This is a genomic window from Halomonas flagellata (assembly GCF_022487945.1).
In the GTDB taxonomy this organism is placed as follows: Bacteria; Pseudomonadota; Gammaproteobacteria; order Pseudomonadales; family Halomonadaceae; genus Halomonas; species Halomonas flagellata.
In genome coordinates this window covers 1-25,437 of sequence record NZ_JAKVPY010000032.1, presented here as the reverse complement: position 1 = coordinate 25,437, position 25,437 = coordinate 1, and the positions used below count along the sequence as shown (strand labels likewise).

The window sequence follows — 25,437 nt, the reverse complement described above, 5'->3', positions numbered from 1 at the left end:
AACCACGGCTGACGTCGGCGCTCGAAGCGGGGCACGGTATCATGCCGCCGTTTACACTGCCCGTCGCAAGGAGGCTTCCATGTCGCTCGCTCTCTTCCCCCGGCAGCTGCTGCTGGGTGCCCTGCTCGTCGTCACGCCGCTGATCGCCACCCCCACGCTGGCCGAGGAGTCCCGCTCGCGGCTCGATGTCCAGGCCGAGGCCCAACTGGACGTGATACCCGACCGCGCCACCCTCAGCGCCCGCCTCTGGGAGCGCACGCCGGCCATCGCCCGGCGAGACGCCACCGCCAACGACCCCGACGCCCTGCGCGAGGCCCGCGACCGCCTGGAGGCGCGTGCCGCCACCCTGATCCGTACCCTGGCAGAGGCCGGCCTGGAGCGCGAGGCGATCAGCGCCGGCTCGCTGAACGTGCAGCCCGAACACCTGCCCGGCGAGAGGCACGGAGACGACGATCGCGAGACGCTGGTGCGCACCCGCCTCGAGCGCCCCTTCCGGCTCGAGGTAGAGGACCTGGAACGCCTGCCGCTGCTGCTCGATGCCCTGACCGAGGCCGGTGTCGATGCGCTGGATGGCGTGACCTACGACCTCGCCGACCGCGACGCCGCCACCGACGAGGCGCTGGTCAAGGCACTGGAAAAGGCCCGTCACAAGGCCGAGCTGATGGCCGAAACGCTGGGCGTGTCGCTGGGCCCGGTGACCAGCATCGCCGAGACCCGCGCCCCGATCTACGCCCCGCGCATGATGGCCATGAGCGCCGACGCCAGGGAGAGCGCCCCCCAGGGCGAGTATCGCCCCGGCACCATCACCATCGAGGCGGGGGTCAGCGTCAGCTGGGATATCGAGCCGTAGCGCCGAGCAGAATGCTCGCGGATAAAGACTGGAGCAAGCGGCGCCGGGGACGGGTCGGAGCGGAGGTCATTCCTCAAGGAAGAGGAATGTAGCGCCCAGGGAAGGGTTCACAGCGCCTCCGCGCAGGCCTGTCGCCGGGAAAGCCGCGACGACAGGCCCCTGATGCTTAGACGTTGATGGTCGCGATCCCGCCCATATAGGGCCGCAACACCTCCGGAATGGTGATGGAACCGTCGGCGTTCTGGTGGTTCTCCATCACCGCGATCAGGCAGCGCCCCACCGCCAGGCCGGACCCGTTGAGGGTATGCAGCAGCTGCGGCTTCTTCTGCTCGGGGTGGCGGAAGCGCGCCTGCATGCGCCGTGCCTGGAAGGCCTCGCAGTTGGACACCGAGGAGATCTCGCGGTAGGTCGACTGGCTCGGCAGCCATACCTCGAGGTCGTAGGTCTTGGCGGCGCCGAACCCCATGTCACCGGTACAGAGCGTGACGACACGATACGGCAGCTCCAGCGCCTGGAGGATCGCCTCGGCGTGGCCGCGCATCTCCTCCAGCGCCTCGTAGCTGCGCTCGGGCTCGACCATCTGCACCATCTCGACCTTGTCGAATTGGTGCTGGCGGATCATGCCGCGGGTGTCGCGGCCGTGGGAGCCCGCCTCGCTGCGAAAACACGGCGTATGGGCGGTGAGCCTCAGCGGCAGCGCCTTGTAGTCGAGGATCTCGTCGCGGGCGAAGTTGGTCAGCGGCACCTCGGCGGTGGGAATCAGGTGATAGCCGCGCTCGTCGTCGAGGCGGAACAGGTCCTCGCCGAACTTGGGCAGTTGCCCCGTTCCGAAGAGCGAGTCGGCGTTGACCATATAGGGCACATAGCACTCCTCATAGCCGTGCTCGAGGGTCTGCTTGTCGAGCATGAACTGGGTCAGCGCCCGATGCAGCCGCGCGATGGGGCCGCGCATCACCGCGAAGCGCGCGCCGGTCAGCTTGGCCGCCAGGTCGAAGTCCAGGTCATTCCTGAGCGCCCCCAGGTCCACGTGATCCCTGACCTCGAAGTCGAAGGCCCTCGGCGTGCCCCAGCGGTGCAACTCGACGTTCTCCTCCTCGCTCTCGCCCACCGGCACGCTGTCGTGGGGCAGGTTGGGCAGGCCGCTGGTCACCTCGTCCCATTCGACCTGCACCTCGGCCAGCCGCGCCTTGGCGGCATCGAGGCGATCGCCCAGGTCGCTCACCTCGTCGAGCAACGGCTGGATGTCCTCGCCCGAGGCCTTGGCCTTGCCGATCGCCCTGGAGCGGGTGTTGCGCTCGCTCTGCAGGGACTCGGTCTCGGCCTGCAGCTCGCGACGCCGGGACTCCAGCGCCTCGAGTCGCTCGGTGTCGAGGACGAAGCCCCGCTTGGCCAGTCGTTGGGCGACTATCTCGAGGTCGCCGCGCAGCAGTTTGGGATCGAGCATGGAATCCGGTCCGTTGCAGTCGGTGAAGTCACAGGGCAATGCAGCCGGCCTTGTCGCTCAGGTTGCGCCACGGACAGGCCTGCGAGGAGGCGCTGTGAACCCATCCCTGGGCGCTACATTTGCCATCCAGGGCGGGACCTCCTCTCCGGCCTGTCCCCGGCGCTTCCACTATGGCTAACCGTGATTGCCCAAGGGAAGTCAAAAAATCAGGCCGTCCATTGTAGGCAAAAGGCCCTCGCTGCGCCACGCGCCACCGACCGCGGGATGCGCCCCACCGCCCTGTCGCGGTAAAGTAGGCCCATCCCCTTCTGTCCGCCCGGCATTACCCTGGTATTGCCCCGGCGGCGCCACCACCGAATACGACACCATGATCGCACGACTGGACACCGCCGACTCGCCCACCCTCCCGGGCCAGGACGCGCCTTACCTGCGCTTTCTCGAGGCCCTCGAGGCCGCCGGCTTCGAGGGCGAGATCGCCCCCGACTATGCCAACCGCACGGTACTGGCCACCGATAACTCCATCTACCAGCGTCTGCCCCAGGCGGTGCTCTACCCCAGGGGGGCAGAGGATCTCGAGCGCATCGCGCACCTCGCCGGCCAGGTGGAACATCGCCGGGTAGTGCTCACCCCCCGCGGTGGCGGCACCGGCACCAACGGCCAGTCGCTCACCGACGGCCTGGTGGTGGATGTCTCCCGGCACATGAACCGCGTCCTCGACATCGACGTCGAGAACCGCCGGGTGCGGGTCCAGGCCGGGGTGGTCAAGGACCAGCTCAATGCCGCATTGAAGCCCCACGGGCTGTTCTTCGCCCCCGAGCTCTCCACCTCCAACCGGGCGACCATCGGCGGCATGATCGCCACCGACGCCAGCGGCCAGGGCAGCTGCGAGTACGGCAAGACCCGCGACCATGTGCTGGAGCTCGACAGCGTGCTGCTGGGCGGCGAGCGCCTGGTCAGCCGCCCGGTCGACGACGGCGAGCTGGAGGCCCTCTGCGCGCGCGACGACGCCACCGGCCGCGCCTACCGCACCGCCCGCGAGATCATCGACACCCAGGGCGAGCTGATCACAGACACCTTCCCGCCACTCAACCGCTGCCTGACCGGCTACGACCTGGCGCATCTCAGGGACGCGGAAGGGCGTCTCGATCTGAACAGCCTGCTGTGCGGGTCGGAGGGCTCGCTGGGCTTTTTGAACGAGGCAGTGCTCAATGTGCTGCCGATCCCCCGGCACTCGACGCTGGTCAACGTGCGCTACGCCGGCTTCATGGACGCCCTGCGCGATGCCAAGGCGCTGATGGCGAGCAGCGCGGCGCCCACCTCCATCGAGACGGTGGACGACACCGTGCTGCTGCTGGCCATGGAGGACTTCGTCTGGGACAGCGTGGGGGAGTTCTTTCCGGCCGGGGAGACGCCGGTACGCGGCATCAACCTGGTCGAGTTCAACGACGACGACCCCGAGCGCCTGGCCGAGCGGGTCGACGCCTTCTGCTGCCATCTGAAGGAGGACGCCAGCGTCGAGCGCCTGGGCTATACCCTGGCCGAGGGGCACGACGCCATCAAGCGGGTCTACGGCATGCGCAAGCGCGCGGTGGGCCTGCTCGGCAATGCCAAGGGCGAGAAGCGCCCCATCCCCTTCGTCGAGGACACCGCGGTGCCCCCGGAGCACCTGGCGGACTTCATCACCGAGTTCCGCGCCGCCCTGGATGCCCGCGGCCTGGCCTACGGCATGTTCGGACACGTGGACGCCGGGGTGCTGCACGTGCGCCCGGCCATCGACATGAAGGACCCCGAGCAGGAGCGGCTGATTCGCGAGGTCTCCGACGAGGTGGCCGAACTGACCCACAAGTACCACGGCCTGCTGTGGGGCGAGCACGGCAAGGGCGTGCGCTCCGAGTACGCGCCCAGCTTCTTCGGCGCGCTCTACCCCTGCCTGCAGCGGATCAAGGCCGCCTTCGACCCCCACAACCAGTTGAACCCCGGCAAGATCGCGACTCCCGATAGCGCGCCTATCCAAACCCTCTCCGACGAGGGGGCATCGGGGGCAGGTCGCAGGGTCGGAGCCCTTAGCCCGCCCGACGCCGTCACGGAACAGGCCACCGAGGCACAGCCGGTCAAGTGGGTCGACCCGGGCCTGCTGACCATCGACGGCGTGCCCACCCGCGGCCAGCTCGACCGCCAGATCGACGAGCGTGTCTGGCAGGCCCACAGCGCCGCCGTCTACTGCAACGGCAACGGCGCCTGCTACAACTACGACCCCGATGACGCCATGTGCCCGTCGTGGAAGGCCACCCGCGAGCGGGTCCAGTCGCCCAAGGGGCGCGCCAGCCTGGTGCGCGAATGGCTGCGCCTGCAGGGCGCGGCCGGCATCGACCTGGTGGAGGAGTCGAGGAAGAAGCAGGCCGAGGGCGCCTGGGGCTTCGTCAAGGACTTCCCGCTGCGGCTCAAGAACACCCTGGCCCAGCGGCGCGGCGAGGCGGATTTCTCCCACGAGGTCTACCACGCCATGGCCGGCTGCCTGGCCTGCAAGTCCTGCGCCGGCCAGTGCCCGGTCAAGGTCAATATCCCCGAGGCACGTTCCCAGTTTCTCGAGGTCTACCACGGCCGCTACCTGCGCCCGCTGCGCGACTACCTGATCGGCGGCCTGGAATTCCTGGTGCCGACGCTCTCCAAGGTGGCGCCGCTCTATAACGCCGCCCTCGGCAATCGCCTGGTCGACCGCCTGCTGGCCGGGCCCATCGGCATGGTCGACAGCCCGCGACTGTCACGGGCCAGCCTCGGCAAGCAGCTCAAGGCCTGGAGCGTCGCCGAGGCCACCCCCACCTCGCTCGGCCTGCTCACCGAAGCCCAGAAGGCCCGCAGCGTGGTGATCGTCCAGGACGCCTTCACCAGCTACTTCGAGGCCCGGCTGGTGATGGACATCGTCGAGCTGCTCGCGCGGCTCGACGTGCGGGTCTTCGTCGCCCCCTACGCCCCCAACGGCAAGCCGCTCAACGTCCAGGGCTTCCTCGGCGCCTTCGCGCGCACCGCCGAGCAACAGGCCCGGCGGCTGCGCACGCTGGCCGAGTTCGGCGTGCCCCTGGTGGGCGTCGACCCGGCCATGACCCTCACCTACCGCCAGGAGTACGTGAAGGCGCTGGGACCTGAGGCCGTGCCCGAGGTGCTGATGCTCCAGGAGTGGCTGGTCGCTCAGACCCCGACCCTGGCCTCCCGCCTCGCGCCGGCACGCCGCGACGACGATACGTCACCGGCGAGCTACCGCCTGCTCTCCCACTGCACCGAGGCCACCAACGCCCCGGGCAGCCCCAAGGCGTGGCAGCAAGTGTTCACCGCCTTCGGCCTCGAACTCGAGCTGGTCGCCACCGGCTGCTGCGGCATGTCCGGCACCTACGGCCATGAGGCGCGCAACCGCGCAACCTCCCGGGCCATCTATGGTCTCTCCTGGCAGAAGGTCGTGGAAGACGCGGCCAACACCGGACGCCTGCTGGCCACCGGCTACTCCTGCCGCAGCCAGGTCAAGCGGCTCTCCGACCGGGCCCTGCCGCACCCGCTGCAGGCCCTGCTCACGGAGCTCAAGCGGCGCGGCTGAGCCAGCACAAAAAAGCGCCTACCGGTAAAACCACCGGTGGACGCTTTGTCTAATTCACTCAGGAGCCCATCGAGCCTGGATTCAGGAAACGAGAGGCGACCCCATGAACCGCACCCTGATCCTGATCGGCCTGCTCATCGTCGCCATCGGCCTGCTCTGGCCCTGGCTCTCCAAGCTACCGCTTGGCCAGCTCCCCGGCGATATCGTCATCCGACGTGAGAACTTCTCCTTCTACTTTCCCATCACCACCATGATCCTGGCCAGCCTGGTACTGTCGGGGATATTGTGGTTGTTCAATCGGTGAGAGACAAGAAGTAATAATCTATGTTGACAGACACCGCCGCCAACACGTGCAGCTTTGAAGTGGAGGCGAAGCCGCCTACGAAAAAGCTGTCGCCGCCATTGGCCCGGTTATGACTTGATGCGTTTAGCATACTTTTTGACCACCAGATCATAGGACTCATTCAGCAAAGGAGCCAAGTCTTCGATCATGGTTTTGTCGGGATTGAGAACACATACCCAAGACATCCACGCATAGACCGCAACCAAACCCCGATACTGGTCAAGAATGTACTCCGAGATTTCCTTTTCCGCACTTTACCCCCTTGGTCATAACGCTGCGCACACCGGCGCGAGCTTGCGAGCGTCAGGCGGCCGAAGGCTGCGCAGTGCTGCGCTTGATCATGTGTTTGTGTGAGGTGTAATGGTATTTACCTGACAGTCGGCCACTGACAGCAAAGTGGCCATAGTGCCCCCCCGTGGGTTATAGAACGAGTGTCTGACGCTCGGCTGTAACACCATGAGGAAACCACTATGACCACCGAGGAAAAGGTAGCACGACGCAAGCTCAGCCTCCTAGAGCTGGCCAAGGATCTCCAGAACGTCAGCGTTGTAACCAGGGACGAATATCGACCACGCGCATCCCTGCCGCTTGCGCCGCTTGGAGCCCTGCATCCCCGTCCTCAAAAGCCACGCAGTCCCTCGGGGTGACCGCGATCCGTTCCGCCGCCATCAAAAATACATCTGGTGCCGGTTTTGGGCGGCCAGCCTCCTGCGAACTGATCACCGCGTCAAACAACTCAAGAATGCCAATCGCTCGCAAGGAGGCTTCCGCTGATGCCTTGGTACTCCCAGTTGCCACTGCCATAGGGAGATGCCGATGAAAGCGGCGCGCAATATCTACCACCGCCGCCACGGGGCGCAGTGCACTGGTCGGTAGACTGTGAAAATAGGCATCACGTTCCGCCGCGATACTCTTGGCATCGACCGTCAGTCCTTTTTCCGCGGCCAAGCGACGGACGATCTCGTCCACGGGCACACCAGCCCATTGATAAAAGCGCGCCTCCGTGAAGTCCAAGTTGTGACGGCGCAGGACGGTTACCCAGGCGTGGTAATGCAAGGGCATCGAATCGACAAGGGTGCCATCGCAATCGAAAATCAACCCTCGGCACCCCAGAGGCAAGGCCCAGTTCATCGTCGTCGCTCCTATGGTGATGGCGATAGTGGCGGCGGGCCGTCGGCCCACACCCCCCATGCCTGCAATAGAGCTACTTCCGCCCTACCCTGCACGCTGCGATGGCGCCGCCATCCATGCGGTAGTCCCTGCGCTTATTGCAATCACGCTGCCTTAGCCTCTGAGATTACGCAGGCAGGAGGGGTTGTGCAAAACGGGGGCGGCACGCGGTTCAACGCGACTCGCATGGCGAGGCCTGAACGGCGCAGCCAGATGACGCCACCGGAGCGAGGCGGCGTTCGATAGCGGGTATCAACGACAACGGGGCCGCCCAGCAGGACGGCCCCGTTGTCGTGTCTTCGGCCTCTTCAGAAGAACAGCCGCCGCAGCGCCTCGCCGGGGTCGTCCTCGCGCATGAAGGCCTCCCCCACCAGGAAGGCGTTGACGTCGTGCTCGCGCATGCGCAGCACGTCGGCCTGGGTATGGATGCCCGATTCGGTAACCACGGTGACGCCGGCGGGGATGCGCGGCAGCAGCTCCAGGGTGGTCTCGAGTCGGGTATCGAAGGTGTGCAGGTCGCGGTTGTTGATGCCCACCAGGCTGAGGTCGAGCTTGAGCGCCCGGTCCAGCTCCAGCACGTCATGGACTTCCACCAGCACGTCCATGCCGAGCTCCACGGCCTGGCGGTGCAGGTCGGCCATCTGGACGTCGTCCAGGGCCGCGGCGATCAGCAGGATGCAGTCGGCGCCGATGGCCCGGGCCTCGCTGACCTGGTAGCCGTGGGTGATGAAGTCCTTGCGGATCACCGGAAGCGAGCAGGCCTCACGGGCCTCGACCAGGAAGTCCTCGTGGCCCTGGAAGAAGTCGGCATCGGTGAGCACCGAGAGGCAGGCCGCGCCGCCCGTGGCGTAGCTGGCGGCGATCTCCGCCGGGTGGAAGTCCTCGCGCATCACGCCCTTGGAGGGTGAGGCCTTCTTGATCTCGGCGATCACCGCCGGGTCGCCCTCGGCGATCAGGCGCTCCAGCGCCGCCACGAAGCCGCGCGGGGCATCCTGCTCGCCGGCCAGACGCAGCAGCTCCTGCTCGGGGACGGCACGGCTCCGCTCGGCGACTTCCTCATCCTTGCGGGCCAGGATGCGGGTCAGGATGGTGGGGGTACCTCCCCGGGAAGACGTCATATCGAACTCCTTATCGAGGAATGGCCAAGGGGATAGCCGGGCAATCCCTACTGCTGGTAGACCCGGGTGAAGAGGGCCAGCTCGCGGAGCTTCTCGAGCGGCATGTGGGAGGCCTGGGCATCCTGGGCCAGCACCACGCCCTCCTTGAGGTTGTCGGCCACGCCGGCCGCATAGAGCGCCGCCCCGGCGTTGAGGGCGACGATATCCGCGGCGGGCCCCTCGCCTTCGAGGGCCTGCTTGACCAGGCGCAGGCTGTCCTCGGCGGTCTGCACGCGCAGCGGATCCAGCGACTGGCGCTCGATACCGAGCTCCTCGGGGGTGATGACGTACTCGCGGATCTCACCGTCCTTGAGCTCCGCCACCTGGGTCGAGCATGCCAGCGAGATCTCGTCGAGGCCATCCTCGGCATGCACCACCAGCACGTGCTGGCTACCCAGGCGCCGCAGCACCTCGGCCATCAGTGGCACCAGCTCGGCGGAGTAGACACCGAGCAGCTGGTTGGGAGTCCCGGCTGGATTGGTCAGCGGCCCGAGGATGTTGAACAGGGTGCGCACGCCCATCTCGCGGCGCGGGCCCACCGCATGACGCATGGCCGGGTGGTGGTTGGGGGCGAACATGAAGCCCACGCCCACCTGCTCGATGCAGCGCGCCACCTGGCCGGCGTCCAGGTCGAGGTGGATGCCGGCCACGGCGAAGAGGTCGGCGCTGCCCGAGGAGGAGGAAACGCCGCGGTTGCCGTGCTTGGCGACGTGAGCGCCGGCGGCGGCGACCACGAAGCTGGCCGCGGTGGAGACGTTGAACAGGTTGGCGCCGTCGCCGCCGGTGCCGACGATGTCGACCACGTTCTCGGTGTGGAGCGTCACCGGCTTCATCAGCTCGCGCATCACCTGGGCGGCGGCGCTGATCTCCTCGGCGGTCTCGCCCTTCATGGCCATGCCGATCAGGAAGCCGGCGATCTGGGCGTCGCTGGCCTCGCCGGTCATGATCTGGCGCATCACCTCGTGGGTGTCGGCGAAGCTCAGGTTCGCGCGGCGCATCACCGCGGCGATGGCGTCTCTCATCTGCATCGGATGGGTCTCCTCTCGCTCAGCGGCGTTTCAGGAAATTGGCCAGCAACTCATGCCCCTGGCGGGTCAGGATCGACTCGGGGTGGAACTGCACCCCCTCGACATCCAGCTCGCGGTGACGCAGCCCCATGATCACCCCCGGGGTGACGTCGTCGTCATCGGTCCAGGCGGTGACCTCGAGGCATGCCGGCAGGTTCTCCCGCGCCACTATCAGGGAATGATAGCGGGTCACCTCCAGCGGATCCTCGAGCCCCTCGAATACCCCCTGCTGGCCATGGCGGATCCGCGAGGTCTTGCCGTGCATCACCCGGGGGGCCCTGACCACCTGGCCGCCGTAGACCTGGCCGATCGCCTGATGGCCGAGGCAGACGCCGAGGATGGGCAGCTTCCCGGCAAAGTGGCGGATCGCCGCCATGGAGATACCGGCCTCGTTGGGCGTGCAGGGCCCCGGCGAAATCACCAGGTGACTGGGCGAGAACGCCTCGATCTCCTCGAGGGCGATGGCGTCGTTGCGGTGGGTGACCACCTCGGCCCCCAGCTCGCCCAGGTACTGCACCACATTGAAGGTGAAGCTGTCGTAGTTGTCGATCATGCAGACTTTCATGGTCTTTCTCTCTCCCGCACCTCGGGGCGCTCGCCCGGCCATGGCCGGCGGTGGATAAGGGGCGTGGCGCCTACTCGAGATTGTCGAGGCCACGTTCGGCCATGGCCACGGCGCGGAACAGGGCGCGTCCCTTGTTGAGGGTCTCCTGCCACTCCATCTCGGGCACCGAGTCGGCCACGATACCGGCGCCGGCCTGGACGTGGAGCTCGCCATCCTTGATCACCGCGGTGCGGATGGCAATGGCGGTATCCATGTTGCCGTGCCAGGAGAGGTAGCCCACGGCGCCGGAGTAGATGCCGCGCTTGACCGGCTCCAGCTCGTCGATGATCTCCATGGCGCGGATCTTGGGCGCGCCGGAGAGCGTTCCCGCCGGGAAGGTCGCCCGCAGCACGTCCATGGCCGACAGCCCGGGCTTCAACCGGCCGGTGACGTTGGAGACGATGTGCATCACGTGGGAGTAGCGCTCCACCACCATCTGGTCGGTGACCTTCACCGAGCCGGTCTCGCTGATGCGCCCCACGTCGTTGCGGCCCAGGTCGATCAGCATCAGGTGTTCGGCCACCTCCTTGGGGTCCCCCAGCAGGTCGGCCTCCAGCGCCCTGTCCTCGTCTTCCGTCCTGCCCCGCACCCGGGTACCGGCGATCGGCCGCACGGTGACCTCGCCATCCTCGAGGCGGGTGAGGATCTCCGGCGAGGAGCCCACCACCTGGTGGTCGTCGAGGTTGAGGAAGAACATGTAGGGCGAAGGGTTGAGGCTGCGCAGCGCCCGGTAGAGGTCCAGGGGCGAGGCCCGGTAGGGGATCGACATGCGCTGCGAGGGCACGCACTGCATGATGTCGCCGGCCAGCACGTACTCCTTGATCGTCTCCACCGCGGCCTTGAAGCCCGCCTCGGTGAAACCGGAAGTGAAGTGCCCCTCCTCCACCGCCGCCCGGCCGGTGCCGGGGCTGATGGTGTTGAAGGTGGCGCTGCGCAGGCGGGTCTCCAGGCGCTCGAGCCGGTCCAGGGCGCCCTCGTAGGCCGCCTCCTCGACCGGGTCGGCATGGGTCCAGAGGGTCAGCCGGCCGGAGAGGTTGTCGAATACCACCAGGTCGTTGCAGACCATCAGCAGGATGTCCGGCACGCCGATGGGATCGGGCTTCTCGACGCCCCGCAGGCGCGGTTCGATATAGCGGATGGTATCGTAGCCAAAGTAACCCACCAGGCCGCCATCGAAACGTGGCTGGTCGTCGAGTCGCGGCACCTTGAAGCGCGACTGGAACTGCTCGATCCAGGCCAGCGGATCCTCGACTTCCGTGGCGCCCTGGCGCTCGCCATCGACGACATGAGTGACGGTGAAACCACGCACCTCGATGCGCTCGCGACACGGCAGGCCGATGATCGAGTAACGCCCCCACTTCTCACCACCCTGCACGGACTCCAGCAGGAAGGTCCAGGGCTCGTCGGCGAGCTTCAGGTAGGTGGACAGGGGCGTGTCGAGATCGGCCAGCACCTCGCGGGTGACCGGAATGCGGTTGTAGCCGGCCGCCGCCAGCTCATGGAAACGTTCGGGGGTCATCATGCCCGGATCCTCGATGATGGAAGTCGGCGATGGTGGTATCGGAGACGAGCGGCAGCCCGCTCAGCGGTGGAGCGTCACCATCGCCAGCCGCCGGGCACGGCGAGCGGCGCAGTCGGGAAGGCAGCAACCGTCAGGGGGTCACCGCCACGAGAGGAGAGGTCATCCAGCGTCATGCGGCCGTCCATCGAAGCGTTTCCCGCGCGGGGAAGTGTGATAGCGAAAACATATTGACCAGGCAGTGCTCATAGCGACAGCCAAAGTTACCCTAAACGAGTTCCGCCAGCGATTCAACCACGGCATCGGGGCCGCTGTCGCGCACCGGCTCCCCGTGGTTGTAGCCATAGGGCACCGCCAGGGTGCGAAAACCCGCGGCCCGGCCCGCGGCGATGTCGTGGCGCGAGTCCCCCACCATCAGGCAGGCCTCGGGCGCCACACCAAAGTGGGCCGCCACGTGCCGCAACGGCGCCGGGTCGGGCTTCTTCTGCGGCAGACTATCGCCGCCCAGGCAGAGGGCGAAGTGATGTTCGAGCCCGAAGCCCGTGAGGATGGGCGCGATAAAGGCATACGGCTTGTTGGTCACCAGCGCCAGGGGCACTGCCTTCTCTCGCAGGGCGTCCAGGCACTCCCGCACGCCGGGGTAGAGCCGGGTGTGGGCGCCGGGATCGCGGCCATAGTGCGCCAGAAAGGCGGCATGGGCGCGAGCCAGCAGGGCGCTGTCGATATCCGGCGAGGCGCCGGGGACTGATCGTAGAGGGGGTCCTATGCCAGGGATGGCATCGGTAGCGCCCAGGGAGGGGGTCACAGCGCCCCCTCGGAGATCAGTCGCCGGATCAGCCTCGCCGCTTCTGGCGAGGACCGCATGACGCAGAGCCCGCTCCATCAATACCAGCGAGCCGTTGCCCACCCAGTCGCGCACTCGTGCCTCGCCGGCGACCGGCAGGCCCAACTCGACCAGGCTGGCGTCCACCGCCACCGCCAGGTCGGGTACCGAATCGATCAGGGTGCCGTCCAGGTCGAAGGCCACCAGGGAAACCCCTTCCAGCAAGCGATGCATCGCCACTCCTCCTGCGCGGTTGTCACGGCACTCTACCCGGCCAACGGGCTTCATGCATGTAATATTACGAAAAAATATGCGCCACGACGCCCCCGGACCATAGGCAGCCGCCGCGGGGGCCGCTATGCTGGAAGCGTTTTCATCACCCTTCCCTATCACTTTCACTCAGGAGTCTCCCATGACACCACCCCGTATCGTGGTGGTCGGCGGCGGAGCCGGCGGCCTCGAACTGGTCACCCGCCTCGGCCGACGCCTCGGCCGGCGCGGCAAGGCCGAGATCGTATTGGTGGACCGCAACGCGACCCACATCTGGAAGCCACTGCTGCACGAGGTCGCCACCGGCGCCCTGGATTCCGGGCTTGACGAGATCGCCTATCAGGGGCACGCCCGGGCCCATGGCTACCGCTTCCAGCGTGGCACCCTGTGCGACCTGGACCGGGAGACGCGCACGCTGACCCTGGAGCCGATCCACGACGACGACGGCGCCGAGGTGCTGCCCCCACGGACCCTGACCTACGACGAGCTGGTGATCGCGGTGGGCAGCGTCAGCAACGACTTCGGCACCCCGGGGGTGAGTGACCACTGCCACTTCCTGGACAGCCCCGGCCAGGCCGAGGCCTTCCGCCGCAACATGCTCAATGCCTTCCTGCGCTACAACGCTCTGCCGCAACACCGGAACCCCCGGATGGTGGTGGGCATCGTGGGCGCCGGCGCCACCGGCGTGGAGCTGGCCGCCGAGCTCTACGACGCCTCCCAGATGCTCAACAGCTATGGCTTCACCACCCTCGAGAGCGAGCATCTCGAGGTGCACCTGATCGAGGCGGCGCCGGGCATCCTGCCGGTCCTGCCCGACCGCATCAGCCGGGCGGTGCATGCCGAACTGGAGCGCCTGGGCGTCCGGGTGCACGTGGCGACACGGGTCACCGAGGTCGAGCCATCCGCCATCGTCACCGCCGACGGCAAGCGGATCGAGACCGACCTGAGCGTCTGGGCCGCCGGCATCAAGGCCCCGGCCTTCCTCTCGGCACTGGGCCTGACCACGGAGCACAACCACCGCCTCAAGGTCGATGCCACCCTGCAGAGCATCGACGACCCGCACATCTTCGCCTTCGGCGACTGCGCCAGCTGTCCCCAGGCGGATGGCTCGATGGTCCCGCCCCGGGCCCAGGCCGCTCACCAGCAGGCCGAGCGGCTGTATCGCAACCTGCGGGCCCGGCTCGACGGCAGGCCACTCAAGCCGTTCGTCTTCCGGGACCGCGGCTCGCTGATCTCACTGGCCCACTTCGATGCCATCGGCAGCCTGATGCGCGGCGCCTCGGCACGCAGCCTGTTCATCGAGGGCCACCTGGCCAAGTTCTTCTACGCCTCGCTCTACCGCATGCACCAGCGCGCCATTCACGGCAGCCTCAAGACCGCCCTGATGGTGGTGGTGGATGGGCTCAACCGCTTCCTCAAGCCGCGCATGAAACTGCACTGACTCCGGCACCGCCAACGACCGGGGCCGCCGAACCTGCCGGCGGCCCCGGGCCGCGGCGCGGCGACCCAACGCTCGAGGGCGGCCTCCTGGCTAACGGTGTCGCGGATGGCCCGCTTTCGGGCGATCCGCCAGCCAGGCGCGCTTCTCCGTCGCCGGGAGTCGCTTGAGCCACGCCTCGAGGCGCAGCGCCTCGCCGCGGCTGCCCACCGCCTCATGGTGGACCAGCCGCAGGGGGCCGCGGCCACGCAGCGCCTTGGCCCCACGCCCGGCACGATGCTGGGCCAGGCGCCGGTCCACGTCGGTGGTGATGCCGGTATAGAGGGCGCCGCCGGCGGTCTCTATCATGTAGAGGTGCCACCGCGGGGTCGCCGGCCTGTCGTTCACCGGATCCCGGCCAGCTGCTCGCGGAACTCGCGGATCACGCTGTCGTAGCGGTGCGGGTCGGCCTCGCTGCCGGCCTGGAACACCGCCGAGCCGGCGACGAAGGTGTCGGCCCCGGCCCGGGCGATCTCGGCGATGTTGTCGACCTTGACGCCACCGTCGATCTCGAGGCGGATATCGAGCCCCGAGGCATCGATGCGCTGACGCGCGGCACGCAGCTTGTCCAGGGTGCCGGGCAGGAACGCCTGGCCGCCGAAGCCCGGGTTCACGCTCATCAGCAGCACCATGTCGACCTTGTCCATCACATGATCGAGGTAGGCGAGCGGCGTGGCCGGGTTGAACACCAGCCCCGCCTTGCAGCCACCGTCGCGGATCAGTTGCAGGGAGCGGTCGATGTGGTCCGAGGCCTCCGGATGAAAGGTGATGTAGCTCGCGCCGGCGTCGATGAAATCGCCTATCAACCGGTCCACCGGGCGCACCATCAGGTGCGCGTCGATGGGTGCGGTGACGCCGTGTTTCCTCAGCGCCTCGCAGACCAGGGGCCCGATGGTCAGGTTGGGCACATAATGGTTGTCCATCACGTCGAAGTGGACGATATCGGCACCGGCGGCCAGCACATTATCCACTTCCTCGCCCAGGCGGGCGAAATCGGCGGAGAGGATCGAGGGGGCGATGAGAAAGTCGCGGGGCGCATCGGTCATGAAAGTGTCCAGGCGGTTGCTCCAGGAAGGCTGCATTCTACCAGAGCCGCCACGCCCCGGCAGGACAGCAGCGAAATCGACCCACCTTGCGGTGCCACACATATATTTCAAAATCGAATAAAAATCACGAGTGTAATACCCTCAACGCAATCCTAGCCTTCACGTCAATATCCTGCATACCCGGAGTGAACCTCATGCCCCTGCTCCCCCTTTTTCACCGTGGCGTCGTGGGTACCGCTCTGGCCGTCGCCCTCGGCATCGGCCTGGCGACGCCGACCGTGGCCGCCGAGCGCGAGCTGCTCAACTCCTCCTATGACATCGCCCGCGAGCTGTTCGCCGCCCTCAACCCGGAGTTCCAGGCCTGGTGGCAGGACGAGCACGGCGAGGAGGTCGAGATCAGGCAGTCCCACGGCGGATCGTCCGCCCAGGCTCGCGCCATCCTCCAGGGACTGCGCGCCGACGTGGTGACCTACAACCAGGTCACCGACGTCCAGGTGCTGGCCGATGGCGGCCTGGTCGCCGAGGACTGGCAGGCACAGCTGCCCAACAACGCCTCGCCCTACTACTCCACCACCGCCTTCCTGGTCCGCCGGGGCAACCCCAAGGAGATCGAGAACTGGGACGACCTGGTGCGCGAGGACGTGGAGATCGTCTTCCCCCATCCCAAGACCTCCGGCAACGGCCGTTACACCTACCTGGCCGCCTGGGGCTTCGCGGATGCGGAATTCGAAGGTGATGAAGAGAAAATTCACGACTTCATGCGCGCCTTCCTGCGCAACGTGGCGGTGTTCGACACCGGCGGCCGTGGTGCCACCACCAGCTTCATCGAGCGCGGCGTCGGCGATGTCCTGGTCAGCTTCGAGTCCGAGGCCAACAACATCCGTGGCGAGTACGGCGAGGAGGACTACGAGGCCATCGTGCCGCCGGTCAGCATCCTGGCCGAGTTCCCGGTCGCGGTGGTCGAGTCCAACGCCGAGCGCAATGACAACCTCGACCTGGCCCGGGGCTACCTGGAGTACCTCTACAGCGAACAGGCCCAGCGCCTGCTGGCCAGCTTCCACTACCGCGTGCACCACGAGGCGGTGGTCGAGGAGTTCGCCGAGCGGTTCCCGGAAACCGAGCTGCTGAAGGTCGAGAACATCGTCGGTAGCTGGGAAGCGGCCATGGAAGAGCACTTCGCCGGCGGTGCCCTGCTGGACCAGCTGCAGCGCCGATGATCACCAGCCGCCAGGATAACGCACTCAGCGATCAGTCGCGCCGGCCTGGCGGGCCCAGTGCATCAGCGTCTCCTGTTCGCCCGTCAGCGGGTCCTCGCGCTCCCCGCAGACCTGGAAGCCCAGCCGCAGGTAGAAGGAGACGGCCCGCACGTTGCGCGAGTAGACGCACAGGGTGATGCGGCGGCGGCGCTCCATGGCATGGGCCATCAGTTGCGTGCCGTGACCATAGCTCTGCACCTCCGGGTCGACGAACAGCGCCTCGAGGTGGTCGTCGTTGAGGGCAGCGAAGCCGATCACCCGACGGCCGGCTTCCAGCACATGCAGCTCGGCGGTGGGCAGATGGTCGCGCGCCATCTCCCCGGCCCGCGCCTCCCAGAAGTCGGCGGGAATGAAGTCGTGGGCCCGGCGCGAGGCTCGCAACCAGATGTCGACGAGGAGCGGTATGTCCTCGGGCGTCGCGGGTCGAATCATGGTGGCCATCCGTTGGTCTATCGCGACAGTGTAACCCTCGGGCCGTACGCCGGGAATTCCTGCGCTCGTCGCGGGGCGATATACTCGCGGGACATCCTCCCACCTGACCTCTCGGAGTATCCGGATGCGTCGTCGCCACCTCCTTCGTCTTTCCGCCGTGCTGCTCGCCGGGCTCTGGCTGGCCGGTTGCGCCAGCCCCCACTACCTGCAGCTTAACCCGAAGCGCAGTGCCGCCGTGCCGCAGACCGGCAGCGGCCAGCAGATCACCGTGGTGGCCGTCGACGGCCGTGACAGCGAGGTGATCGGTACCCGCAGCGGCAGTGCCATGTCCACCGCCACCATCACGGTCAGTGCCCATGAGCTGGTACCCCGACTCCAGGACGAGGCCGAGCGGGCCGTGCGCGAGATGGGCTTCACCCCCACCACCGAGCGTGCCCAGGGGCGACCCAGCCTGACCCTGACGCTCGATCACCTCGGCTACGGGCGCGGCCAGAGCCGCCCGGTGATCGACGAGGCGCGCCTGGAGGCGGTGTTCATCGCCGAAGCGGTCAACGGCGGCAACACCTATACCGGCACCTACACCTCCCGACGCACCCAGAGCTTTGCCTTGCGCCCCGACCGCGACACCAACACCCGCATGGTCAACGACCTGCTCTCGGATGGCCTCGACCGCGCCTTCCGCGACCCGGAGCTGGGGCGGCTGCTGGCCAGGTGAAGTGCGCTGCGCCGTGACATGAGAAGGGCGCCCCGCGGGGCGCCCTCGTCGTTGTCAGGCTGCTAGATCGAGGGACCTCGCCTCACCAGGGCCCAGACGCTCTCGCGAAAGCCGCTGCCGGCTTCCGGTTCGCCATCCTCCAGGTGGGTGACCTGGAAGTTGGGCTCGAACAGCTCGCGCACCTCCTCGGCGGTCACGCTGAAGGGCGGCCCCCCCTCGTCGCCGAGGGCCCGGGTCAGGCTGATCAGCAGCCCCCGCGCGCCCGGCGGGATCAACTGGGCGAGGTGGAAGGCGTAGCGCTGCCGGGTGGCGGGCGGCAGGGAGATCAGCGCGGCGCGATCGTAGAAGGCACCAACCTCCGCCGCCTGCTCGATGTGGAAGTGGAAGAAGTCGCCGCACCACAGCTCCACGTTGCCCTGGCGGCAGACGTCGAAGCCATCCTGCCGATAGCGCGAGACCTCCCCCGACCCCGCGGCGACGAACTGTTCGATGGCCTCGGGAGCGAACTCGATGCCCAGTACCGGATGGTCATGCTGCCCCAGCCAGCGCATGTCCAGGCTCTTGCCACACAGCGGCACCAGCACCTTGGTGCCGGGCGTCACGCCCAGCAGGGGCCAGTACCGTACCAGCGACGGATGGGGCTGCTCGCGGTGGAAGCCGATACGTCCCTCCCGCCAGCGGTCGAGCCATTCGTTGGCCATCTGCTCTCCTGCGCGTGCGGGCTCAGAACCAGCGGTCGCGCTTCTTGCGACGGCGCGGCAGGTGGGGAACGATCAGGCCGACCAGCAACCCGCCCCCCGCTACACCGCCACCGTACATGAAGTAGCGCAGCAGCAGGTCCTCCTCCTGGGTGTCGAGGCGTGCCTGGAGCCGGCGAATGGTACTGCGCGACTGTTCGGCCTCGGCGTCGAGCTCGCGGTTACGGGACTCGAGTTCGTCGATTCGCTGCTCGCTGGCTGCCAGGGCCTCGGTCATCGAGGCCACCCGGTTCTCCCACTCGCCATTGATGCCATCGAGCTCGTCGGTCAATTCGGCCACCCGGGTCTCCAGCTCCGGCAGGCGCACCTGGGCGCTGGGCACCTCCTGCAGCTCGCTGCTCAGCACCCAGACGGTGTTGTCGTCGCTATTGCGCACCCGGGTATAGTCGCCGCTGGTCTCCAACACCGTGACCGGTTCGCCGGCGGTCAGGGTGCCGATGATGCGGTAACCGTCGGTGGGACCACTGCGCACGTAGGTGGTGAGTGAGTCGGACACCCACCGGGTGCCATCGTCGACCTCCTGGGCGTGCAGCGGCAAGGCCAGCAGCCCCAGGGCCACGCCCATGGTCAAGAATCTGAAATCGTGTTTCGTCATGCCGTCGTCCTGGCTGTAACTAGCGGGATCCGCTCCACCGCGACCCGTCACCGTCACCGGCTTCCTTCCGGCAACGGCACGATGAGACAACGCCGGGAAGGCACACTGCCCGGCCCTGGCAGTTTTCCACAGCTTCTGTGGACAAGTGCCGGGAAAACCGCTGAAAAGCCGCCGACGAGGGCCGCCCTGCCCGGCTCGCCCTCCCCTTGGTCATTCCGTGACCAGGCATCAGCGCTCGCCCCTGGGCGGAGGCGCGAAGGGTCGCGGAAACTCCGCTACCCTGCCCTCGCTCTTCACCGCCCTCGGCGGGCCCTCACGCTCCACCTCGTCGATCCGCACGATGGCGTTCAACGGCAGATAGCTGCGGCTGACACCGTCGAAGGTACGCCGCAGCTTCTCGGCAGAGGGATCCACCACCAGCTTCGAGACATCCTCGAAGACGAACTCCTCGACCTCGATGAAGCCCCAGAGCTCGCTCTGGAAGATCTCGCGGACATAGAGCTCCCAGACCTCGCCCTGCTGGTGGAATACCACTCGATAGATCGGTTTGGCCGCCATGATGGTGCCTGTTCCTCGCCTGTCGCCCTGAAATGCAACGCGCGGCGCGCGCGTGTCGCGAGGCGCCAAGGGTACCATAGTCGGCCACGGCGCACCCGGGCGTGCTGGCCCCTCGCGGGGTGCCCGCGTATAATGCAAGCCATTCGAATGGCCGTCTCCGGCCACAGCCTCGCGAAGAGCTCGCGACCCCCATTCATCCTCATCGGTGACAGACGTCGGGCGCCAGCCGCCACGACCCTATTCTTATGGCGAAGAAACTCTTCATCAAGACGCACGGCTGCCAGATGAACGAGTACGACTCCGCGCGCATGGCGGATCTGCTCGGCGAATCCCACCAGCTTGAGCTCACCGACGACGAGCGCGATGCCGACGTCATCCTGCTCAACACCTGCTCGATCCGCGAGAAGGCCCAGGAGAAGGTGTTCCACCAGCTCGGCCGCTGGAAGAAACTCAAGGAGGCCAACCCCGAGCTGGTGATCGGCGTGGGCGGCTGCGTCGCCAGCCAGGAGGGCGAGGCGCTGCGCAAGCGCGCCCCCCACGTCGACATGGTGTTCGGCCCCCAGACCCTGCATCGGGTGCCGGCGATGCTCGACTCGCGCCGCAACGACCAGATCTCGGTGGTCGACGTCACCTTCCCCGAGATCGAGAAGTTCGACCACCTGCCCAAGCCCAGCTCCGACGGCGCCACCGCCTTCGTCTCGGTGATGGAGGGCTGCTCCAAATACTGCACCTTCTGCGTGGTGCCCTATACCCGCGGCGAGGAGGTCTCGCGCCCCTTCGAGGCGGTGATGGACGAGGTGATCCACCTGGCCGACCAGGGCGTGCGCGAGATCAACCTGCTGGGCCAGAACGTCAACGCCTATCGCGGCGAGAACCGGCTCGGCGACGAGATCGACCTGGCCGAGCTGATCGGCTGCGTGGCGGCGGTGGAGGGCATCGATCGGGTGCGCTTCACCACCTCCCACCCGGTGGAGTTCTCCGACAGCCTGATCGAGGCCTATGGCGAGATCCCCGAGCTGGTCAGCCACCTGCACCTGCCGGTGCAGGCCGGCTCCGACCGCATCCTGGCGGCCATGAAGCGCGGCCACACCGTCGAGGAGTACGTCGAGAAGATGGAGCGCATCCGTGCGCTGCGCCCGGACATCAGCTTCTCCTCGGACTTCATCGTCGGCTTCCCGGGCGAGACCGGGGAGGACTTCGAGGCGACCCTGGACCTGATCCATCGCATCGGCTTCGACCACTCGTTCAGCTTCGTCTACTCGGCGCGACCGGGCACCCCGGCGGCGGGCCTCGACGACGACACCCCCGAGAGCCTCAAGAAGCAGCGTCTGGCGATCCTCCAGGACCGCATCAACCAGCAGGCGATGCAGATCAGCCGCCGCATGGTCGGGTCGACCCAGCGCCTCCTGGTCACCGGCTTCTCGCCCAAGGACCCGGGGCAGCTCTCCGGACGCACCGAGAACAACCGAGTGGTCAACTTCCGCGCGGCCAACCCCTTCGACCTGATCGGCTACTTCGTCGACGTGGAGATCAGCGAGGCGCTGCCCAACTCCCTGCGCGGCGAGCTGGCATCCCCGGAACGCTTCTGAGCCTTCGCATCCGCCGCCATGCATTGCCCCGACGACCGCCGGGGCAGTAAGCTGAGCCCACATACACAACGCACGGATCCCCCTGCCTTGAGCCAGCCAGCCACCCAGGCCAATCGCATCATCACCCTGAACCTCGAGCCCAATGATCCCCGCCGCCTGGCCAACCTCTGCGGCCAGCGCGACGAGCATCTCAAGCTGGTCGAGTCCCGGCTCGGCATCACCCTGCGCAACCGCGGCAACATCTTCCAGCTGGCCGGCCCCAGCCATCGCGTCAAGGCCGCCGCCAACGTGCTCGAGCATCTCTACCGCGAAGCCGAGGCCGGTGACCTGACCCCCGATACCGTGCATCTCTTCCTGCAGGAATCCGGCCTCGAGGCCCTGGACGAGGAGGAAGGCCCCGACCAGGAGGGCGAGGTGCTGCTGCGCACCCCGCGGACGGTGATCAAGCCCCGCGGGTTCAACCAGCAGGGCTACGTCCAGAGCATCCGCGCCCACGATATCAATTTCAGCATCGGCCCGGCCGGCACCGGCAAGACCTACCTGGCGGTGGCCGCGGCGGTGGAGGCGCTCAACCAGCAGGAAGTGCGTCGCATCCTGCTGGTGCGCCCGGCAGTGGAGGCCGGCGAGAAGCTGGGCTTCCTGCCCGGCGACCTGGCCCAGAAGATCGACCCCTACCTGCGTCCGCTCTACGATGCCCTCTACGAGATGATCGGCTTCGAGCAGGTCGCCAAGCTGATCGAACGCCAGGTGATCGAGATCGCGCCCCTGGCCTACATGCGCGGGCGCACCCTGAACAACGCCTTCATCATCCTCGACGAAAGCCAGAACACCACCCGCGAGCAGATGAAGATGTTCCTGACGCGTATCGGTTTCGGTTCCACCGCGGTGGTCACCGGCGACATCACCCAGGTCGATCTGCCCCGTGGCCAGAGCTCGGGGCTGATTCAGGTCCTCGAGGTGCTCAAGGGGACCCCCGGCATCGGCGTGACCCACTTCGCCGCCAAGGACGTAGTGCGCCACCCGCTGGTGCAGCGCATCATCGAGGCCTACGACCACTTCGAGGCCGAGCAGGAGGCCGCCGAGCGCTCCCGCCGGGAGGCCCGGGAGCAGAAGCGGGAGACGCTCCGCCAGGAGCGCATCGACCACGACCGGGGCAACGGAGCGCAGAGAGACTCATGAACGCCCCGCTCGTCGACCGCCAGGTTGCCATCGAGGCCGAAGGCCTGCCGAGCCAGGCCGAACTGGACACCTGGGTGGCCGCCGTCCTGGCCCGCCACGACATCGCCCCAGGCTCGGAGCTGACGGTGCGCCTGGTCGACGAGGCGGAGAGCCGGGCCCTGAACCGCGACTACCGCGGCCGCGATAGCCCCACCAACGTGCTCTCCTTCCCCTTCGAGAGCCCGCCCGGCATCGAGCTGGCGCTGCTCGGCGACCTGGTGATCTGTCATCCCGTGGTGGTCCGGGAAGCACGCGAGCAGGACAAGTCACCGGGGGCTCACTACGCTCATATGGTGGTGCACGGCACCCTGCACCTGCTCGGATACGACCATCTCGAGGAGGCCGAGGCCGAGGCCATGGAGGCGCTCGAACGCGAGATCCTCGCCGGCCTGGGCATCGCCGACCCCTATCATGCGGACACCCGCGATGACCCCGCCCCGCTGGGCCCCGATACCGAGGACAAGAGAGCCGACGCATGAGCGAAGACCGATCGACCAGCCAGGGCGGCAAGTCCTGGCTCGAGAAGTTGTTCAGCGCCCTTTCCAGTGACAACGACGAGCCCAGTTCGCGGGACGAACTGCTCGAGTTCCTGCGTCAGACGGCCAGCCGGCTCAAGCTCGAGCAGGACGCCATGATGATCATCGAGGGCGCCCTGAACATCAGCGACCAGCAGGTCCGCGAGGTGCTGATCCCCCGCTCCCAGGTCACCGCCATCGCCCTCGACCAGCCCCTGGAGGAGTACCTGCCGGTGATCCTGGAGACCGGCCACTCCCGCTACCCGGTGATCGGCGAGAACCTCGACGAGGTCAAGGGCATCCTGCTGGTCAAGGACCTGCTGCCGCTGCTGCGGCGCGGCCAGGAGAACGGGCTGCCGTTCCGGCTCGAGGAGGTGGTGCGCCCGGCCATGTTCGTGCCCGAATCGAAGCGCCTCAACAGCCTGCTCAAGGAGTTCCGCGACACCCACAACCACATGGCGGTGGTGGTCGACGAATACGGCGGTACCGCGGGCATCGTCACCATCGAGGACATCCTCGAGCAGATCGTCGGCGACATCGAGGACGAGCACGACATCGACGAGGAGGAGGACATCCGCGAGCTCGGCGAAGGCCACTACGCCATCCGCGCCCTGACCCCCATCGAGGATTTCAACGAGCGTTTCCAGACGCGTTTCTCCGACGAGGAGTTCGACACCCTGGGGGGGCTGGTCATGCAGCGATTCGGCCACCTGCCCGGCCGGGGCGAGCATACCGAGATCGGTGGCTGGCGCTTCACGGTGCTCAACGCCGACAACCGTCGCATCCGCCTGCTGGAAGCCCAGCCCTGCGACCAACCGGGCGACGACTGACCCGGGTATTCCCCCAAGGATGGCCAAGATGCATGAACTGCGCTTCTCTCCGGCCCTGGGCTGCCTGCTGGCCCTGGCCGCGGGTGTCCTCACCACCCTGACCGCCTCCCCCTTCGAGCTCTGGTGGCTGGCCCCGGTGGCCGCCGGCCTGGTCTATGCCGGCCTGCCGGCCCTGCCCCCCGCCCAGGCCGCCCTGCGCGGCTGGTGCTATGGTGTCGGCCTGTTCGGTTCGGGGGCATCCTGGGTCTATGTGTCGATCCACGACTATGGCTATACCGGCGTCCCCCTGGCGCTGTTCCTCACCGGCCTCTTCGTGGTCGCCCTGGCGCTGTTCTTCGCCGCCACCCTGTGGCTCTACCGCCTCCTGTGTGGTCCCCGGCTGGCGTTCCTCACCTTCGCCGGTGCCTGGGTGCTGGGCGAGTGGCTGCGCACCTGGCTGTTCACCGGCTTTCCCTGGCTGTTGCTGGGCAGCGGCCAGGTGGACTCGCCACTCGCCTCCTGGGCGCCGGTGGTCGGGGTCTACGGCCTGTCGCTGATCACCGCGCTGACCGGCAGCCTGGGCATCGAGATCCTGCGCCGACGCTGGTGGGCACTGGCGCCCATTGCCGCCCTCTGGCTCACCCCGCTGGCCCTGCCGACCCAGTGGACCACCCCCAGCGGTGAACCGGTGCGCGTCGCCCTGCTGCAGGGCAACCTGCCGCAGCTGATCAAATGGACACCCGAGGGGCAACGCGTCGCCGCCAACACCTACGGCGACCTGACCCGCGAGCTCGACGACACCATCGACCTGGTCGTCTGGCCCGAGGCCGCCCTGCCGATGTTCGAGGACGAGGCGCGGCCGATCCTCGAACGTGTCCAGGCCAACCTGGCACCGGAAACCGCCCTGCTCACCGGCATCCTGCAGCGCGAGGCACGCGGGCTCTACTACAACAGCGTGATCGGGGTGGGCGATGTGGACGGCCAGTACCGCAAGGAGCACCTGGTGCCCTTCGGCGAGTACCTGCCGCTGGAGAACCTGCTGCGCGGCGCCATCGCCTTCTTCGACCTGCCGATGCCGGCCATGACCCCGGCCCCCCCGGGCCAGGAGCCGATCCGCGCCGCCGGCCTGACCCTCGGCAACGCCATCTGCTACGAGATCATCTACGCCGACCTGGTCGCCGACCGCGCCCGGGACGCCGATATCCTGCTCACGGTCTCCAACGATACCTGGTTCGGCGCCTCCCTCGGCCCGCTGCAGCACCTGCAGATGGCCCGTCTGCGGGCCCTGGAGAACGGCCGCCAGGTGATACGCGTCACCAGCAACGGGGTCACCGCCATCATCGACCCCTTGGGCAACGTCACCGCCAGGGCACCGCAGTTCGAGGTGGCCACCCTCACCGGCGAGGTCACCGCCATGCAGGGCCTGACACCCTTCACCCGCACCGGCAGCTGGCCCGTCTGGCTGCTCGCCGGGCTGATGATAGTGCCGGGGCTTCGCCTGCGGCGCTGAGCTCGAAGCTCGAAGCTCGAAGCTCGAAGCTCGAAGCTCGAAGCTCGAAGCTCGAAGCTCGAAGCTCGAAGCTCGAAGCTCGAAGCTCGAAGCTCGAAGCTCGAAGCTCGAAGCTCGAAGCTCGAA

At 67.5% G+C, this 25,437-nt stretch carries 25 protein-coding genes; 11 read left to right on the top strand and 14 right to left on the bottom strand.

Annotated elements, in window-relative coordinates; genetic code table 11:
- Nucleotides 1–79 precede the first annotated feature (79 nt).
- Entirely contained in the window at nucleotides 80–850 is a 771-nt protein-coding gene (locus tag MKP05_RS19260; RefSeq protein ID WP_240569780.1) for an SIMPL domain-containing protein, read from the top strand.
- A gap of 166 nt (nucleotides 851–1,016) precedes the next feature.
- On the opposite strand, the gene serS is transcribed toward MKP05_RS19260, so the two are convergent.
- A complete protein-coding gene (gene serS / locus MKP05_RS19255; RefSeq protein WP_240569778.1) occupies nucleotides 1,017–2,294 on the bottom strand; it encodes a serine--tRNA ligase in 1,278 nt (425 codons plus the stop codon).
- 367 nt (nucleotides 2,295–2,661) lie between these two features.
- Here serS and MKP05_RS19250 point away from each other — a divergent pair, with 367 nt between their 5' ends.
- A complete protein-coding gene (locus MKP05_RS19250; RefSeq protein ID WP_240569777.1) occupies nucleotides 2,662–5,880 on the top strand; it encodes an FAD-binding and (Fe-S)-binding domain-containing protein in 3,219 nt (1,072 codons plus the stop codon).
- Between the two features lie 103 nt (nucleotides 5,881–5,983).
- Nucleotides 5,984–6,184 carry a DUF2905 domain-containing protein gene (locus tag MKP05_RS19245; protein WP_240569776.1) on the top strand — a complete coding sequence of 67 codons (201 nt, stop codon included), beginning with the start codon at nucleotides 5,984–5,986 and terminating at the stop codon, nucleotides 6,182–6,184.
- Nucleotides 6,185–6,291: 107 nt separating this feature from the next.
- On the opposite strand, the gene MKP05_RS21905 is transcribed toward MKP05_RS19245, so the two are convergent.
- The 7 genes from MKP05_RS21905 to gph all read right to left on the bottom strand — a co-directional run bounded on the left by MKP05_RS21905 (nucleotide 6,292) and on the right by gph (nucleotide 12,797).
- Nucleotides 6,292–6,408: a DUF6194 family protein gene (locus MKP05_RS21905; protein WP_338072364.1), complete on the bottom strand. Its 117-nt coding sequence runs from the start codon at nucleotides 6,406–6,408 to the stop codon at nucleotides 6,292–6,294.
- A gap of 355 nt (nucleotides 6,409–6,763) precedes the next feature.
- A complete protein-coding gene (locus tag MKP05_RS19240; RefSeq protein ID WP_276316688.1) occupies nucleotides 6,764–7,354 on the bottom strand; it encodes an HAD family hydrolase in 591 nt (196 codons plus the stop codon).
- A gap of 347 nt (nucleotides 7,355–7,701) precedes the next feature.
- Complete coding sequence (trpC, locus tag MKP05_RS19235) at nucleotides 7,702–8,511, bottom strand: indole-3-glycerol phosphate synthase TrpC (protein WP_240569775.1); 810 nt, start codon at nucleotides 8,509–8,511, stop codon at nucleotides 7,702–7,704.
- A gap of 47 nt (nucleotides 8,512–8,558) precedes the next feature.
- Nucleotides 8,559–9,578 carry an anthranilate phosphoribosyltransferase gene (trpD, locus tag MKP05_RS19230; RefSeq protein ID WP_240569774.1) on the bottom strand — a complete coding sequence of 340 codons (1,020 nt, stop codon included), beginning with the start codon at nucleotides 9,576–9,578 and terminating at the stop codon, nucleotides 8,559–8,561.
- Nucleotides 9,579–9,597: 19 nt separating this feature from the next.
- The gene (locus MKP05_RS19225) at nucleotides 9,598–10,182 is read right to left on the bottom strand and encodes an anthranilate synthase component II (RefSeq protein WP_110282061.1); all 585 of its coding nucleotides are present in this window, start codon (nucleotides 10,180–10,182) and stop codon (nucleotides 9,598–9,600) included.
- Nucleotides 10,183–10,252: 70 nt separating this feature from the next.
- Nucleotides 10,253–11,740, bottom strand: a complete 1,488-nt coding sequence (gene trpE, locus MKP05_RS19220; protein ID WP_110282803.1) for an anthranilate synthase component I — start codon at nucleotides 11,738–11,740, stop codon at nucleotides 10,253–10,255.
- A 268-nt stretch (nucleotides 11,741–12,008) separates the two neighbouring features.
- On the bottom strand, nucleotides 12,009–12,797 hold the full coding sequence (gph, locus tag MKP05_RS19215; RefSeq protein ID WP_240569773.1) for a phosphoglycolate phosphatase: 789 nt from the start codon (nucleotides 12,795–12,797) through the stop codon (nucleotides 12,009–12,011).
- Between the two features lie 178 nt (nucleotides 12,798–12,975).
- Here gph and MKP05_RS19210 point away from each other — a divergent pair, with 178 nt between their 5' ends.
- Nucleotides 12,976–14,274, top strand: coding sequence for an NAD(P)/FAD-dependent oxidoreductase (locus tag MKP05_RS19210; RefSeq protein WP_240569771.1), 1,299 nt, complete (start codon nucleotides 12,976–12,978; stop codon nucleotides 14,272–14,274).
- A gap of 90 nt (nucleotides 14,275–14,364) precedes the next feature.
- On the opposite strand, the gene MKP05_RS19205 is transcribed toward MKP05_RS19210, so the two are convergent.
- Nucleotides 14,365–14,619 (bottom strand): GIY-YIG nuclease family protein, encoded by a 255-nt coding sequence (locus MKP05_RS19205; RefSeq protein WP_110282064.1) that lies wholly within the window; start codon nucleotides 14,617–14,619, stop codon nucleotides 14,365–14,367.
- A gap of 35 nt (nucleotides 14,620–14,654) precedes the next feature.
- The gene (gene rpe, locus MKP05_RS19200) at nucleotides 14,655–15,356 is read right to left on the bottom strand and encodes a ribulose-phosphate 3-epimerase (protein ID WP_240569769.1); all 702 of its coding nucleotides are present in this window, start codon (nucleotides 15,354–15,356) and stop codon (nucleotides 14,655–14,657) included.
- A gap of 194 nt (nucleotides 15,357–15,550) precedes the next feature.
- On the opposite strand from rpe, the gene cysP reads away from it, so the two are divergent.
- Nucleotides 15,551–16,573 (top strand): thiosulfate ABC transporter substrate-binding protein CysP, encoded by a 1,023-nt coding sequence (cysP, locus tag MKP05_RS19195; protein ID WP_240569767.1) that lies wholly within the window; start codon nucleotides 15,551–15,553, stop codon nucleotides 16,571–16,573.
- A 24-nt stretch (nucleotides 16,574–16,597) separates the two neighbouring features.
- Here cysP and MKP05_RS19190 read toward each other — a convergent pair whose 3' ends face one another.
- Entirely contained in the window at nucleotides 16,598–17,044 is a 447-nt protein-coding gene (locus MKP05_RS19190; protein WP_240569766.1) for a GNAT family N-acetyltransferase, read from the bottom strand.
- 124 nt (nucleotides 17,045–17,168) lie between these two features.
- Here MKP05_RS19190 and MKP05_RS19185 point away from each other — a divergent pair, with 124 nt between their 5' ends.
- Nucleotides 17,169–17,759 (top strand): YajG family lipoprotein, encoded by a 591-nt coding sequence (locus MKP05_RS19185; RefSeq protein ID WP_240569765.1) that lies wholly within the window; start codon nucleotides 17,169–17,171, stop codon nucleotides 17,757–17,759.
- Nucleotides 17,760–17,821: 62 nt separating this feature from the next.
- On the opposite strand, the gene MKP05_RS19180 is transcribed toward MKP05_RS19185, so the two are convergent.
- The 3 genes from MKP05_RS19180 to MKP05_RS19170 form a co-directional block, all read right to left on the bottom strand.
- Entirely contained in the window at nucleotides 17,822–18,460 is a 639-nt protein-coding gene (locus MKP05_RS19180; protein WP_240569764.1) for a class I SAM-dependent methyltransferase, read from the bottom strand.
- 22 nt (nucleotides 18,461–18,482) lie between these two features.
- Nucleotides 18,483–19,112, bottom strand: coding sequence for a TIGR04211 family SH3 domain-containing protein (locus MKP05_RS19175; protein ID WP_110282070.1), 630 nt, complete (start codon nucleotides 19,110–19,112; stop codon nucleotides 18,483–18,485).
- Between the two features lie 228 nt (nucleotides 19,113–19,340).
- The gene (locus tag MKP05_RS19170; RefSeq protein ID WP_110282071.1) at nucleotides 19,341–19,670 is read right to left on the bottom strand and encodes a DUF1820 family protein; all 330 of its coding nucleotides are present in this window, start codon (nucleotides 19,668–19,670) and stop codon (nucleotides 19,341–19,343) included.
- Between the two features lie 245 nt (nucleotides 19,671–19,915).
- Here MKP05_RS19170 and miaB point away from each other — a divergent pair, with 245 nt between their 5' ends.
- The 5 genes from miaB (at nucleotide 19,916) to lnt (ending at nucleotide 25,311) form a co-directional block, all read left to right on the top strand.
- Complete coding sequence (gene miaB / locus MKP05_RS19165) at nucleotides 19,916–21,259, top strand: tRNA (N6-isopentenyl adenosine(37)-C2)-methylthiotransferase MiaB (RefSeq protein WP_240569763.1); 1,344 nt, start codon at nucleotides 19,916–19,918, stop codon at nucleotides 21,257–21,259.
- Nucleotides 21,260–21,346: 87 nt separating this feature from the next.
- Nucleotides 21,347–22,438: a PhoH family protein gene (locus MKP05_RS19160; protein ID WP_110282073.1), complete on the top strand. Its 1,092-nt coding sequence runs from the start codon at nucleotides 21,347–21,349 to the stop codon at nucleotides 22,436–22,438.
- Nucleotides 22,435–22,956 carry an rRNA maturation RNase YbeY gene (gene ybeY, locus MKP05_RS19155; protein ID WP_240569762.1) on the top strand — a complete coding sequence of 174 codons (522 nt, stop codon included), beginning with the start codon at nucleotides 22,435–22,437 and terminating at the stop codon, nucleotides 22,954–22,956. Before MKP05_RS19160 ends, ybeY begins: the two co-directional genes overlap by 4 nt.
- The gene (locus MKP05_RS19150; RefSeq protein WP_240569760.1) at nucleotides 22,953–23,822 is read left to right on the top strand and encodes a CorC family transporter; all 870 of its coding nucleotides are present in this window, start codon (nucleotides 22,953–22,955) and stop codon (nucleotides 23,820–23,822) included. Before ybeY ends, MKP05_RS19150 begins: the two co-directional genes overlap by 4 nt.
- Nucleotides 23,823–23,850: 28 nt before the next feature.
- Entirely contained in the window at nucleotides 23,851–25,311 is a 1,461-nt protein-coding gene (gene lnt, locus MKP05_RS19145; RefSeq protein ID WP_240569758.1) for an apolipoprotein N-acyltransferase, read from the top strand.
- Nucleotides 25,312–25,437: the final 126 nt, after the last annotated feature.

Bases quoted from the DNA above. Each gene is read 5' to 3' on its own strand.
- MKP05_RS19260 (WP_240569780.1), top strand. From the start codon at position 80: ATGTCGCTCGCTCTCTTCCCCCGGCAGCTGCTGCTGGGTGCCCTGCTC.
- serS (WP_240569778.1), bottom strand. From the start codon at position 2,294: ATGCTCGATCCCAAACTGCTGCGCGGCGACCTCGAGATAGTCGCCCAA.
- MKP05_RS19250 (WP_240569777.1), top strand. From the start codon at position 2,662: ATGATCGCACGACTGGACACCGCCGACTCGCCCACCCTCCCGGGCCAG.
- MKP05_RS19245 (WP_240569776.1), top strand. From the start codon at position 5,984: ATGAACCGCACCCTGATCCTGATCGGCCTGCTCATCGTCGCCATCGGC.
- MKP05_RS21905 (WP_338072364.1), bottom strand. From the start codon at position 6,408: ATGTCTTGGGTATGTGTTCTCAATCCCGACAAAACCATGATCGAAGAC.
- MKP05_RS19240 (WP_276316688.1), bottom strand. From the start codon at position 7,354: ATGAACTGGGCCTTGCCTCTGGGGTGCCGAGGGTTGATTTTCGATTGC.
- trpC (WP_240569775.1), bottom strand. From the start codon at position 8,511: ATGACGTCTTCCCGGGGAGGTACCCCCACCATCCTGACCCGCATCCTG.
- trpD (WP_240569774.1), bottom strand. From the start codon at position 9,578: ATGCAGATGAGAGACGCCATCGCCGCGGTGATGCGCCGCGCGAACCTG.
- MKP05_RS19225 (WP_110282061.1), bottom strand. From the start codon at position 10,182: ATGAAAGTCTGCATGATCGACAACTACGACAGCTTCACCTTCAATGTG.
- trpE (WP_110282803.1), bottom strand. From the start codon at position 11,740: ATGACCCCCGAACGTTTCCATGAGCTGGCGGCGGCCGGCTACAACCGC.
- gph (WP_240569773.1), bottom strand. From the start codon at position 12,797: ATGCATCGCTTGCTGGAAGGGGTTTCCCTGGTGGCCTTCGACCTGGAC.
- MKP05_RS19210 (WP_240569771.1), top strand. From the start codon at position 12,976: ATGACACCACCCCGTATCGTGGTGGTCGGCGGCGGAGCCGGCGGCCTC.
- MKP05_RS19205 (WP_110282064.1), bottom strand. From the start codon at position 14,619: ATGATAGAGACCGCCGGCGGCGCCCTCTATACCGGCATCACCACCGAC.
- rpe (WP_240569769.1), bottom strand. From the start codon at position 15,356: ATGACCGATGCGCCCCGCGACTTTCTCATCGCCCCCTCGATCCTCTCC.
- cysP (WP_240569767.1), top strand. From the start codon at position 15,551: ATGCCCCTGCTCCCCCTTTTTCACCGTGGCGTCGTGGGTACCGCTCTG.
- MKP05_RS19190 (WP_240569766.1), bottom strand. From the start codon at position 17,044: ATGATTCGACCCGCGACGCCCGAGGACATACCGCTCCTCGTCGACATC.
- MKP05_RS19185 (WP_240569765.1), top strand. From the start codon at position 17,169: ATGCGTCGTCGCCACCTCCTTCGTCTTTCCGCCGTGCTGCTCGCCGGG.
- MKP05_RS19180 (WP_240569764.1), bottom strand. From the start codon at position 18,460: ATGGCCAACGAATGGCTCGACCGCTGGCGGGAGGGACGTATCGGCTTC.
- MKP05_RS19175 (WP_110282070.1), bottom strand. From the start codon at position 19,112: ATGACGAAACACGATTTCAGATTCTTGACCATGGGCGTGGCCCTGGGG.
- MKP05_RS19170 (WP_110282071.1), bottom strand. From the start codon at position 19,670: ATGGCGGCCAAACCGATCTATCGAGTGGTATTCCACCAGCAGGGCGAG.
- miaB (WP_240569763.1), top strand. From the start codon at position 19,916: ATGGCGAAGAAACTCTTCATCAAGACGCACGGCTGCCAGATGAACGAG.
- ybeY (WP_240569762.1), top strand. From the start codon at position 22,435: ATGAACGCCCCGCTCGTCGACCGCCAGGTTGCCATCGAGGCCGAAGGC.
- MKP05_RS19150 (WP_240569760.1), top strand. From the start codon at position 22,953: ATGAGCGAAGACCGATCGACCAGCCAGGGCGGCAAGTCCTGGCTCGAG.
- lnt (WP_240569758.1), top strand. From the start codon at position 23,851: ATGCATGAACTGCGCTTCTCTCCGGCCCTGGGCTGCCTGCTGGCCCTG.